Raw genomic sequence first — 12,583 nt, forward strand, 5'->3', positions numbered from 1 at the left:
AATAAGCATCCCAAAAACGGGTAATGATATATCCCAGAAATTAAGTTAATATTCAATATATCAACCCAATTTCATCAGCAGCACATAGAACATACAACAAACATTAAAGATTAGATTTTCACAATTAATAGTTAAACACATTTTTCAGAAACAATTACAGTAAAAATCAGCACATTGTTAACTTTAAAATTGTTATCCATACACTACTTTCAAATTTTTTAATCAACATTGAATTCGACTATTTCACCATTTTCATTAACAATTTTTGCAATAGTCTCTTGTGCATCCTTAAGTTTATCATCACAAGCTTTAACTAAATCCATCGCTTTTTTAAACTCTTCAATTGCATTATCTAAAGGAACATCACCTTTTTCTAATTTTTCAACAATTTCTTCTAATTCTTTTAAATTATCTTCAAAACTGACATTTTCATCTACCATACTAAATCACCTTTGTGTTAACATTACCATCATTAAATTCAACTTCCAACTCATCACCAGACTTCAAATCCTTAGAACTGGAAATAACTTTACCTTCACTTTTAGCTAAAGTATAACCTCTTTTTAATGTATTTAAAGGATTTAAAAGTTCCAACTTTGAAAATTGCAACAAATAATTTTCCCTTTTAGCCTTAATAATACTTCCAGGATTTTTAAAAACAGACGAACTTTTAACCAAATCCAGTCTGCTTTGATTTTTCATTATTAAAGACTTGGAAGAGTGTACTAAACGATTTACCGTTAAATCGAGCTGCATTTCCTTTGGAGCATAGATTTCACCAGGAGATGTGAATAATTTTTTTGAAATAATATTGTCCAATCTAGCCATATTTTCATTTAAAGTTTTATTAATAGCCAAATTAGCTCTTGAATTAAACTGATCAACATCATTTCTAATTTCTTTAAATTGAGGAACTGCCAATTCAGCAGCGGCAGTTGGTGTTGGTGCCCTCAAATCCGCAACAAAATCTGCTATTGTAAAATCTATTTCATGACCAACGGCACTGATAACAGGAGTATTGCACATATAAATGGCTCTTGCAACAATTTCCTCATTAAAGGCCCACAAATCTTCAATGCTTCCGCCACCCCTTCCAACAATCAAGGTATCAAGATTAAAATTTTCAGAACGTTTAATTTGGCGAACAATATTTTCACCAGCCCTATCACCCTGAACCAATGATGGAAAAAGCATTACCTCACATAAAGGCCATCTTCTTTTAATTGTCGTTATGATATCACGAATTGCTGCACCATTAGCTGCAGTAACAACGCCAATTCTTTTTGGAAATTTTGGGATTTTCTTTTTATGGTCCTGTTCAAACAACCCCTCTTTATTAAGTTTCTCTTTTAATTCCTCAAATTTTCTGTGCAAATCGCCGATACCATCTTTAAGGATTTCATCAGCATATAATTGATAATTACCATAATTTTTATAAACTTCAATTTTTCCTTTAATGAGAACTTTCGTACCGCTTTCAGGTTTGGATTTAAGTTTATATTTCGCCCCAAACATTACTCCCTTAATTTGACTTTCTTCATCTTTTAAAGTGAAATATAAATGTCCACTAGGATATAATTTAACATTCGACAATTCTCCTTTAATAAGAATATGCTTCAAATTTGAATCACTGCGAAATAACTCACTAATATAGTCAGTTACTTTGGATACAGTGATATATTCCTCAACCATAAAATATCACCATAGGTAATATTTTGTTGATAACAAGTAAATAATTTTTTTGTGAAATTAACAAACATCACAAAATTTTTATTTAATTAAAATTAAATTACAACTATCCAATCACAAAAGGCTTTTTTATGATAGATAAAGATTTAAAACTTGAAACAAAATGCTATGATGCAAATGAATATGGATATTTATATGGATTAAACAAAAAAATTCCTGATGAGGAATTTGAAAAAGTAAAACCATATATGAGAAATTTTAGAAGAAAAGATTTTTTAGACGGAATAATAAAAGTCACCGGAAGACCAGAAGGATATAGATGCCTAGAAGAAGATGTGCCAAAAGTTGAAGAAATCCTGGGAATAGAAAACACCCTGGAAAAAAGACAAAACAAAATTAAAGAAGCATTTAAAGATCCTATTAAAAAAGCAAATCTCAAAGATAAAACATATGAATGGCTCAATACTCTTTTTAAAAATGGTGGGACACGACCAAAACAGAATTTAAGTCGATTGGCAATCCATTCAACCAAAATATATGACCCCGAAGATAGTTTTAAAATAGGCAATGAAAATGGTGAAGGAACTCTATTCATTTACACCCCTCACGGAATGTGGTACATCATTAACAATTGTGGAGAACATAGTGATTTAAGCCTAAACAATGTAGAAACACCAAATGGAGGAGCCATTGGCTATAGATTAATGTATGATGATACTCTAGACACATTAATCAGAATATATACTGAAGAGAATGAATATAGTGGCGAAAAACTATATTAGTAAAATAGATATTATAATTGGGACATAACTTTTACCATAATATAAAAATAGGGAATAAAATATGCCGGGTTTAAATCAATATCTTGATAAATTCAAGGAAAAAATTGCAAAAAAAGATAATGAAATCGAATTTATTCGCCCTCAAAAAGAAATAATGATGTACGATGCGGTTAATATAGATACAAACAACACATGTAATCAAAGATGCCGTTTTTGCTTTACCCCATTTGATGAAAAACCAGTTAATATGGATTTAGATACATTTAAAGCAGTGCTTGAAGTATTGCCAATGGTTAAAGATTATGCTGGCGGAGGATATGGGTTTTACTTTTCATGCATATATGAACCAACCATAAATCCGTTATTTTTAAAATGTTTAAAATTATTGCCCCCGATAGCTAAAAACAAATGTTTCTTAACAACCAATCTTGCAAGACCAATGGATGAAGAATTTATCAAAGATATATTGTCCTCAAATATCCGTTTAGTTAATATTTCAATAGAAAGTTTAAATCCAGCCAAATTTGAGGATATTACACAAAACAGCAAATTCCACCATTATAAAAATAATTTGGATACATTGGAAAAAGTGATTAATGAAAATAACCTGGATATTCCAAATTTAAGATTCATTACAATATTACTAAAAGAGAATAAAGACGAAATTATTGATTTGGTAAAATATACCTGCAAGCATTTTCCTATTGAATCACATGAAATAAGAACCCCTTATCTTAATGATTATGAAAATATGGAATGGAATAAAAAGCAATTCTTATCAAAAAAAGAAACTGAAAAAATAATATCTCAGCTAAATGAATTAGACTGTCATGTTGATATAAATATTTTATCCTGTGATGACTTGGATGAATTTGAAAATGAAAATAATAATCAGAACGCAGAATTAGACATTTTTAAAAAGGCCATAAACAATTTTGAAATCGTAGAAGATTATGAATATTTATTTTTAAGAATAGATTCTGATGGAACATGCATTGATAAAAAAAATAACACCCCCGAAAAAATATCTCTCGAAAATCCGGAAAAATTCTTTAAAGACAAACTCTATGAATTATATTCATATAGAGCCGAAATTGCAAACTGCATAGATTATAATGAAAAGAAACAAACTTTAGGTGATGGATTTATTTTAATAGATAAATTAAGTGAAAATGATGCATACATCGAATTGAGCGGATGGTGTTGTCCAGATAGAAAAGTTAATACTGACAATCTTATTATAAAATTAACCGGTTTAAATGGAGATATCAAATATTATTATACATCAACAAAAAAAAGATTTGATGCAGATGAATTTAAAGGAAAAGAAAAGGGCTGGTGCGGAGGATTTACAACATACATCGACAAAACACAGTTAAAAGACAATAAATATTATATAGATTTCATTTATAACCATGATTCCAATGAACATGTTATATATAGGTGGGAAAATGGAATATTAACTGATTAATTTTTTCATTTTTTTTTCAGAAAAAATAGACAAGTTTAAAATCAATAACATCCATATCTATATAATGAATTATATCTAATGAATAGATTTTATTATGGGGATATTTATATGCAAAGTGAATTTGATAGCACTGAAGAAAAAATTATTAATGCCACATTTAAAATTCTTCAAAAAGAAGGTATTGATAAGGCTACAACAAAAAGAATTGCCAGTGAAGCTGGCGTTAATGAAGTAACTATTTTTAGAAAGTTTGATACTAAAAAAAATTTAATCGAAACTACAAAAGAGCATTATTTCAATGAATTTCTTGAAAAAATTGAATCAATTTTTGATTTCACTGGTGATGAAACAATTGAAGAATATCTTGGTAAAAACTTTGAAGGACTTTTTGAACTAAAAGACAAAGATTTTAGTATAATTAAGATTTCTATGGAAGAAGTTCGTGAAATTCCAGAAAAAAAGCGTTTAATTTCAGTAATTACAAATACTATGCTCAACAAACTTGAGGAATTTTTCAAATTACAAATTGAAAAAGGCGAAATCAGAAATGTTGATACTCGAGTATTGAGTATAAATTGTTTTAGTGTAACATTCCAATCCATTGTTTTAAGAAAAGTTTACGATGAAAATGCAGAACTGGACTCACAAAAATATGCGGATGCATTTTTAGACATATTATATAATGGAATAAAGAAAAAATAATTTTTTTTAAAAATATCCTTATTTCTTTCCTTTTATTTAATTATTTGAACATGAAAGTTAGTACTTACATTCAAAAATCTTTATATACTAATTTATTCCATATAACAAATTAAACCACAGAGATAAATAGAAAATAATTTCTCTGAGGTTAAATTAAATTAGAGGCGATAAAAAATGGATGGAAAAAAAATTTTTTTCATATTTATCATTTCTACACTATTAATAGGTGGTGCTTTTGCAGCCAAAAGTGTAAATGATTTCAAAGTAAACGATGCATATAAACATGTATTCGGTGACGATTATTATTCAATAAATATTGATGATAAACAAGATTCAGGAATCACAATCTATAAAAATGTAGATGACGATAATCACAAAGACAATGATCGTTATGACCACCTTATTAAAGATGAAGGTAAGGACTACTTAAAAGCTGACAATGACATGAAAATCGATAAAAATTCAGATAATACTGCTAATTTCACCGATAGAGATCATGCAACACATGGTATCTCAGAACTTGTAGAAGTTGACGGTCAACAATTTGTTGTTGTAGCATGGGCAAAAGATTCAAGTAACATTCAAAATTCCGATTTAGCTTTAAAATTAGCTGAATTTAACCACAATAATCAAGTAAAAGTACTTGCATTCTAATTAATATCATTTTTTGATATTAATCTTTTCTTTTTTTAAAGGTTTTGTCAATAAATCCTTAATTTAATAATTTTACTTATTATGAATATTTTTTTATTCGATGCTAGGACCTTATTGAACTTTGTTAAGTTTTGAATATTTTAACAAATATTCATTAAATGATACTTCATGAAAATATAGTTCAAAAAAATTCATCCAAACTTCTTTTTAAAGTTTTAAATTATTTATATCATTACTTCCATATATTATATGTGATAAAATGCATCATTGTTTAATAAATCACATCAAATGCTAAAAAAGTATGCTTGAATAACATTATGTAGAACATGAAAAAATAATAAGGTTTTAGCATTAATTTCAAATCCCAAAATATGTCCTTAAACTCACATACAACAAAAAAAAACGGATGAAATTAAAATTGATCAATGTTACAAGCGAAAATGGTTGAATGAATATGAATATTGATAAATCTAAATTAACTCAATTCATCAAAAATAATCTGCCCATTATCGGCTTTTTTATACTGATGCTGGCACTCCACAAAATTATGTCATTCGTGGGTGACGATATTTGGTATGCAAAGGTTTTATCAGATCAATCATTAGGCAATTTCATATCTTTTAGATACTATGAATGGTCCAGTAGACTACTTATAGACTGCATTACAGTAATTTTAGCTAAAGAAAACTACCTTATCTGGAAACTACTTGATATAATACTCTATACCCTTGGCGTTTATCTACTTATAAAATTCATCAATAAAGACAATAATAAGTATATTACATTAATTGGAGTGTCATTATTCTTAATGTACCCATTCTTTGATATGGCGAGTGCTGGATGGATAGCTACAACTTTAAACTATTTATGGTGTTTTGTTTTTGCAATGATATCATTTATACCATTAATCAATGAAATAAATGGTAAAAAAACAAATATATTCATTTATATTATATCAATATTAAGTTTAATCTATGCGGTAAATCAAGAACAATCCTGCCTTTTGATTTTAGGAATTAACGCATCATATTTAATTTATTGCATAATCAAAAAGAAAAATATCAGCAAATATAATGTTTTAATTGTAATAATATCCGCATTAACATTTACAATGATTTTAACTTCTCCAGGTAATGATAAAAGAATGATTGTCGAAACTGCAAGATTTTATGTAGAATATGCAAACTTCGGAATAATTGAAAAACTATATTTAGGTACAATCCCAACAATTGGAATTCTATTAAAAGATAAAGTATTATTTACAGTATTTTACATAATTCTAAGTGCATCGACATTACTTAAAACAAAAAATAAAAATCTAAAATACATCTTATACTTTAATATCATATTAATACTTTTTTTAGTATTTTTTAAAACATTGATTGATATTACAAGCATTCCAAACTATTTAAAAATTGGATTAATGCATAACCCTATTGTTGTATCAGCATTTTCCACAGTGGATTCAATTACTAAAAGTATGCCTCTAATAAACGACACCATCCATTTATTTACATATAAAGGACTGCCAAACGCTGTTACAGCCTCTACAGTATTAGCAATTCTGATTAGTATTTATCTAATATTAAGCAGCTGTTGGATGATATTTAAAACATTTGGAAAAGAACAAATATTCCCATTAATTTTATTTATTGTAGGATTTATAACCAGATTAGCTGTTGGATTTTCACCAACAATCTTTGCATCAGGATCCAGAACCGCATTTTTCTTCTATACAACAATAATTGCAGTTACTCTTATGCTAATTAAGAAACTTTTTGATGAAAATACCCTCAGTAAAACTTCAGAAAAACGAATAACAATAATATTAGCCATTTTAGGATTATTTACTTATATGGGAGTATTTGCAATTGTTTTTGTTATGTTTTAAAAAAAATAGATTTAGTAATGACTTTGTGGAGTCATTCCTAAATGATGATCTTCGCTTTTTTTACCAGGAATTCCATAAGCATCCGCCCTACATTGAGTACATGCCCTAAATACCGGTATTATTTCTTCTACTTGCTCACGAACACTTTCCATCATTGAACAATCAGGACGTGAATAATGCTTCATTTTACCTAATGGTATTAACGGCAAAATATTCATTAAAGAAGCCCCTCTTTTTTTAACTTCTTTTGCAATTTCAACAATGTGTTCATCGTTTAAACCTGGAATTAAAACAGAGTTAACTTTTACAACCATACCATTAGCTGCTGCCTTTTCAACACCATCCAACTGATTTTTGATTAAGATTTCAACAGCCTCATAATCCTTATATACTTTTCCTTCATATTTAATGAATGAATAAATATCTACAGCAATATCCGGATCAATTGCATTGATTGTAACAGTAACTGAATTTACTCCAAGTTCTGCAAGTCTATCAGCATATTTTGGAAGTAAAAGCCCGTTTGTACTCATACATTTAATCAAATCAGGATGTTTATCAGCCATTTTTTCAAAGAATTCAAATGTTGCTTCGTTAGCAAGAGAATCACCAGGACCTGCTACTCCAACAACTGAAATTGGACCATCAGCAGTTACATCATCAATATGAGCAATTGCATCATCAGGATTCATTATACAACTTGCTACACCCGGCCTATCCTCTTCATTGTTAATATCCCTTGTACAGAAATTACAGAAGATATTGCACTTAGGTGCAACGGGTACGTGAGCTCTACCAACTTTATCATGCATTTTTTCATTAAAGCAAGGATGTGCTTTAGTGATATGAGCAAATCTTGAACCTTTATGTTCATTCATAAAAACCACTTCTCCCCATTTATTTATAGTTATTTTATAACAAGTGTTATATATATTTTTCTACATTCCGCTTTCCAATTCAGCAATATATTCATTTGCTTTTTCAATCCATGCATCCATGATTAGCTCATCAGTAGCAACAACTGCTACAATATCTTCAGTAGACATGTCCTTTATAATTTTAAATCCTTCAGGCAAAATTCTAAATATTGCATCATAAATTCTTCTTTGAAGATTAGAGTGAGGGTCATCAATGACCAAAGTTTCTAAATTCGTTTGGTTTCCTGAAATTTCTAGTTGGTATCTGTTTGGCTGGTATATTTCATCTCTTGAAAACATTCTCCATAATTTATTTAAAATATTAGGGAGGTAATTTTCATCATCAACAAGAATCATAGTTACATCATCTGCTTTATTATAAGTTAATGAAGCAACATCTTTGAATTCAACAACAGTAGAAGTCTTTTTCATTTTAATAGCTAATATAAATACAGGATCATCAGGATTTACAAAAGCCTTTAAATCATCAACAGATGGACCTAACACCAAATCCTGAAAGATTTGTTTAATGATGATTTCATAAACTTCCGCACCTTTCTTATCATAGCATTCAACTAACATCAAACCACTCTTTATTTATTATCATTTCTGTGTCCCATTCCTGATACAAGAAGAGCTGCACCTACAGCACCAATGTGTTGGGAATATTCAGGAACGATAACTTCAATTCCACCTAAAGTTTCACTTACAGCTTCTACAAGACCTGAAATTAAGCTTGTTCCTCCAACTTGTATCAATGGTTCACGAATATCAATTTCCTGAAGTTGTTGCTCGTAAACTTGCTCTGATACAGAGTGACATGCAGCAGCTGCAACATCTGCTTTAGATCCGCCTGCTGCAAGAGTAGTAACAAGGTCCTGAATACCAAATACAATACAGTATGAGTTTAACATTGCCTTTCTCCAATCCCCCTGAACAGCTAAAGGACCGAGTTCAGTAATGTCAACATCCAGTCTGCGTGAAGTCATATCCAAAAATCTTCCGGATGCACCGGCACAAATACCACCCATGGTAAAGTTATCAGGAATACCGTTATTAACGGTAATTACTTTGTTATCCATACCACCAATATCCAATACAGTAGCTTCACCTTTTTGACAGTCAGCTAAATAAACTGCACCTTTAGCATTGACGGATAATTCCTCCTGAATAAGTTCGGCACCAAATTCCTGACCCATAGTAAATCTACCATAACCAGTAGTTCCAATACCATCCACATCATCCCAGTCATAATCAGTCTGTCCAAATGCTTCAGTAGCCGCAATTTTTGCAGATTCTATGATATCCTTAGTTGATGTCCAACCGGTTCCAATAACCTTATTGTTTTCCATCAGAACAGCTTTTGTAGTAGTTGAACCTGAGTCTAGACCAAGAGTAAGACCTTCTTGTTTTTCACGAGCAAGAATACTTCTACGAGTTACAGTAGTAGCTAATGCTTCCATACGGATGAATAATTCATCAGCTTTTGTCCTTTCAGTAAATGAATAGGTAACTACAGGTATACGAGTATTATGTTGTATGAAACGTCTTACTTCATTTCTTACAAGTGCTGCTTCAGCACATCTAAAACAAGTAGCAATAAATACTGCATCAGGTTTTGATCTACCTTCAACAATAGCCATAGCTCTTGCAATCATTAATTTTAAACTTGAACTTTGAGCAGAAAAACCAAATTTCTCATATGCTTCATCAATGTAATCCAAATCAATTTCTGGAAGAATAATTTCTGCACCAAATTTATTAGCTGCTTTTTCAATTTCCTTTTGAATTCCACTATATTCAGTTCCACATGAAACTAAAGCAATTTTTACCATATTTTATTCCTCCTCTGATTTTTCTTCAAGTGAATCAATGAAATCATTAATTTCATTAACCATTACATATGTTTCATCCTGATTTGTCGGATAAGTTATTTCTAAAACAGGAATATCACGATTTCTAAGTAAGAATATTGATAATTCATTAGTTCTCGCACATCCAATACAACCAAATCCGAACGGTGCACCATCAACAATAATAGCTGCTTCGGCTTCATCTATTAATGGTCCTATAATTGACATTCTACCACGAACCCCTGATGGAACCTCAATTGCCGCATATTTAAGACCTTTAATTGGATCTTCTTCAGTAATGTTCATTGGAGGAGAATCAATCTCCGGATCTTTGATTTTTTGTCTAATTTGTTTTTGAAGAACTAAAGGAGTATGACCTTTCCTTTCAATTAAATCTGCCAAGATTAATGAATTTGGAGGATAAATAGCTACTTTCACCATATTTTCACCTATAATTTATTTGTTTTCTAAACATTCATTCATAATTTCTTTAAAATCATCAACTTTAACTGGTTTTTTCTTTTCAACTGTAACATCTTTAGGATTTTCTAACGCTTCAGCAACATAACCAAGTATTGTATATTCTTTTTCCATTTGATGGAATCCTTCTCTAGGCCCAAATCTATGACCTCTGCATCTTCTAGGATCGCCTGGAGCAAATCCTCTCTCTTTAGTGAATATATGTGCAGGATCAAGTTTTCTAATCTCTTCAATAGCTTTTAAAACATCATCCTTTTTTCCACTAATCATTGATCCGTAACAGGTGTTTTTAATTGTTAAAGGCAATCCAAGCATGTGGAATTCACCAACGATTTCACTTTCGCTTACATGGGCTCCCGGTCCAAGAATAATCATACGAGTAATTACATCCGGATCCCAGTCTTCACTACTCATGTCAACTTTAGGACATAGATTCTCTGACATATACTACAACTCCTTCTTTTAATTCTTCTAAACCTTCAGTATTAGTAACCATTTTACCAACAATATTTGTTGCATTAAATGTTTCTGCAGTCGGTCCAAATTCCCGATTAGGTTCGAATCTAATACCTATCAAACCAGCACTTTTTGAAGCCATATTGGTAATACCAATCTCACATTCATTTACAACGTCAACGGGATTATTTTCAGGGACAAGACCTTTAGCCAATTTTTTATTTCCTTCAAAAATAGTAATATGCATTCCCGGAACTGCAAAGTGAACTTTAATCTTACCAACAGGATTTTCCAAAAGACCAGAAATTAATTTAAAGTATTTAACTGACCTTGGAGCATTATCAACAAATTTAACATCGCGTAACTCATTAGGATTAATAGCTGTTGTTACAACTTTTCCTTCTTTTAAAATATCAATAGTATGTCTAGGAGATTGCTCGACAATTAATCCATCATCATCGGTTACGCCCTCACGAACATGCTCAATACCCGCCTCTGCCAGTATTTTACTTGCTTCGCTTTGAGATTTAGACAGTAATAATAATCTTTGTTGTTCTGATTTAACAGTTATAAAATCATCTTTTTTCGCAATATCTATTATTTCCATTCCAGCAGTGACTTTACCGACAGTAGTATGATTTGGAGTCAATACTCTGTTTTCACGGTAAACATACATCCTACCTACACCATTACCAGCGTTTCTAATAGTTATTGTTCCTCTAACTCTTTGAGTAGTATCTTCTTTAGGTTTATCAATACCCTCTAATTCATAAAAACCTAAAAAAGAATTTGAATCAAAATTAACCTTAATTCTATTATCCTTAATTATTGAAAACAAATGTTCAACACAAATTGGTGAATCTTCATCTATTTCAAAAGAAATATAAGTGTATAACTCATTACCTTCTTCCAAAACAGTACTTAAATCAGAAATAGATGCACTGTCTGTTGTTGTACTTCTCTCAATAATCGGTTCAATAGAAGTTACTTTATCATCATCAGTTAATTCACTTAAAGTCTTTCTACCACCAATAACATTTGCAAAAATACCTTTATTGTATGGAGGTACACTGAATACATTAGTAATATTTTCTTTAAGAAGAATTAAATGTGTTGATTCATTACTAAAACTAGATAAACTTAAAACAACATCCCCCTCATAATATTTGAATTCGTCATGAGTGGGCTCCAAGTCAGTTACAATAGGTCCGATAGCAACTTCATTGGAAGTAGACCACCTAATAGATAAATCCACAAACTCCTCATATTGATTTTTCCATACATCAATCATAGGCTTTGCTTCATCATTATCAACCAACTCAATAATAATAGAACCTTTTGTTGTTTTGATTTTATATTTAGTAATATTCTTTTCCAGTTCTTTTTTACCTTTAATTAGACAAATAATACTACCAGGAGTATATGGGGCATTAGTTTCTCCAATTACATCTTGAATTGTAGACCCCTCAGCCACATCAATCTCTTTGCCATTAACTTTAATTAACATACAATCTCCTAATATATTGTTTAATATGTTAATTATGTTTTTCAATATAAAAATAGTTATTCATTTAAATATTTATCTTAAAATACGTAATTAAAAATACCCTAAAAAATAGAAAATAGAGGATTTTTAGTCCTCTTTTTTAAAATAAGTTTCTAATCAATTTTTACAAAAAAAATTAAAA

The 12,583-nt window shown here is 30.1% G+C and carries 13 protein-coding genes; 5 read left to right on the forward strand and 8 right to left on the reverse strand.

Going from position 1 to position 12,583, the window contains the following annotated elements; translation table 11 throughout:
* Positions 1-218: 218 nt before the first annotated feature.
* Together ACKI5C_RS01640 and xseA are read right to left on the reverse strand one after the other, a co-directional pair.
* Positions 219-440 (reverse strand): exodeoxyribonuclease VII small subunit, encoded by a 222-nt coding sequence (locus ACKI5C_RS01640; protein ID WP_407431377.1) that lies wholly within the window; start codon positions 438-440, stop codon positions 219-221.
* A 1-nt stretch (position 441) separates the two neighbouring features.
* Positions 442-1,692: an exodeoxyribonuclease VII large subunit gene (gene xseA / locus ACKI5C_RS01645; RefSeq protein ID WP_407431379.1), complete on the reverse strand. Its 1,251-nt coding sequence runs from the start codon at positions 1,690-1,692 to the stop codon at positions 442-444.
* 128 nt (positions 1,693-1,820) lie between these two features.
* Between xseA and ACKI5C_RS01650 the strand changes: the two genes are divergently transcribed.
* The 5 genes from ACKI5C_RS01650 to ACKI5C_RS01670 all read left to right on the forward strand — a co-directional run bounded on the left by ACKI5C_RS01650 (position 1,821) and on the right by ACKI5C_RS01670 (position 7,189).
* Positions 1,821-2,471 carry a hypothetical protein gene (locus tag ACKI5C_RS01650; protein ID WP_407431381.1) on the forward strand — a complete coding sequence of 217 codons (651 nt, stop codon included), beginning with the start codon at positions 1,821-1,823 and terminating at the stop codon, positions 2,469-2,471.
* Between the two features lie 61 nt (positions 2,472-2,532).
* Positions 2,533-3,942: a radical SAM protein gene (locus tag ACKI5C_RS01655; RefSeq protein WP_407431383.1), complete on the forward strand. Its 1,410-nt coding sequence runs from the start codon at positions 2,533-2,535 to the stop codon at positions 3,940-3,942.
* 108 nt (positions 3,943-4,050) lie between these two features.
* Positions 4,051-4,644 carry a TetR/AcrR family transcriptional regulator gene (locus tag ACKI5C_RS01660; protein WP_407431385.1) on the forward strand — a complete coding sequence of 198 codons (594 nt, stop codon included), beginning with the start codon at positions 4,051-4,053 and terminating at the stop codon, positions 4,642-4,644.
* 174 nt (positions 4,645-4,818) lie between these two features.
* Positions 4,819-5,298, forward strand: coding sequence for a hypothetical protein (locus tag ACKI5C_RS01665; protein WP_407431387.1), 480 nt, complete (start codon positions 4,819-4,821; stop codon positions 5,296-5,298).
* A 448-nt stretch (positions 5,299-5,746) separates the two neighbouring features.
* Positions 5,747-7,189, forward strand: coding sequence for a DUF6056 family protein (locus ACKI5C_RS01670; RefSeq protein WP_407431389.1), 1,443 nt, complete (start codon positions 5,747-5,749; stop codon positions 7,187-7,189).
* An 11-nt stretch (positions 7,190-7,200) separates the two neighbouring features.
* Here the strand turns inward: ACKI5C_RS01670 and ACKI5C_RS01675 are convergent, their stop codons facing one another.
* Genes ACKI5C_RS01675 through ACKI5C_RS01700 form a run of 6 tightly spaced genes read right to left on the reverse strand, consistent with a single transcriptional unit; the run spans position 7,201 to position 12,402 of the window.
* A complete protein-coding gene (locus tag ACKI5C_RS01675) occupies positions 7,201-8,067 on the reverse strand; it encodes a radical SAM protein (protein WP_407431391.1) in 867 nt (288 codons plus the stop codon).
* 60 nt (positions 8,068-8,127) lie between these two features.
* Positions 8,128-8,688: a methanogenesis marker 17 protein gene (locus tag ACKI5C_RS01680; RefSeq protein WP_407431393.1), complete on the reverse strand. Its 561-nt coding sequence runs from the start codon at positions 8,686-8,688 to the stop codon at positions 8,128-8,130.
* Between the two features lie 11 nt (positions 8,689-8,699).
* On the reverse strand, positions 8,700-9,941 hold the full coding sequence (locus tag ACKI5C_RS01685; RefSeq protein ID WP_407431395.1) for a methanogenesis marker 15 protein: 1,242 nt from the start codon (positions 9,939-9,941) through the stop codon (positions 8,700-8,702).
* A gap of 3 nt (positions 9,942-9,944) precedes the next feature.
* On the reverse strand, positions 9,945-10,400 hold the full coding sequence (locus ACKI5C_RS01690; protein WP_407431397.1) for a methanogenesis marker 5 protein: 456 nt from the start codon (positions 10,398-10,400) through the stop codon (positions 9,945-9,947).
* Positions 10,401-10,415: 15 nt separating this feature from the next.
* On the reverse strand, positions 10,416-10,883 hold the full coding sequence (locus ACKI5C_RS01695; protein ID WP_407431399.1) for a methanogenesis marker 6 protein: 468 nt from the start codon (positions 10,881-10,883) through the stop codon (positions 10,416-10,418).
* Entirely contained in the window at positions 10,861-12,402 is a 1,542-nt protein-coding gene (locus ACKI5C_RS01700; protein ID WP_407431401.1) for a methanogenesis marker 3 protein, read from the reverse strand. Before ACKI5C_RS01700 ends, ACKI5C_RS01695 begins: the two co-directional genes overlap by 23 nt.
* Positions 12,403-12,583: the final 181 nt, after the last annotated feature.

Origin of the sequence: Methanobrevibacter sp., assembly GCF_045646045.1 — an archaeon.
Classification (GTDB): Archaea; Methanobacteriota; Methanobacteria; order Methanobacteriales; family Methanobacteriaceae; genus Methanocatella.